Raw genomic sequence first — 215 nt, forward strand, 5'->3', positions numbered from 1 at the left:
GTGGCGACCAGGGTGTCGGCCGCGACCTACCGGCAGATCCAGACCGCGATGAGCGCGGAGAAGCTCGTCGGGCTCTCGGACGAGAGCCAGCCGACCCGCGTCTACCCCAACCGGGCCGTGGCGGCGAATGTGATCGGCTTCGTCAAGGCGGACGGCACCGGCGGTGCCGGCCTGGAATACGCGCAGAACTCCGTCCTCACCGGCAAGGACGGGAA

General features: G+C 69.8%; 1 pseudogene. It reads left to right on the forward strand.

The features are described 5' to 3' along the window. Window positions 1-215 (forward strand): annotated as a pseudogene (locus tag BN358_RS26585) (penicillin-binding protein 2); the annotation flags it as partial.

The organism is Sedimentibacter sp. B4 (genome assembly GCF_000309315.1).
Lineage (GTDB): Bacteria > Bacillota > Clostridia > Tissierellales > Sedimentibacteraceae > Sedimentibacter > Sedimentibacter saalensis.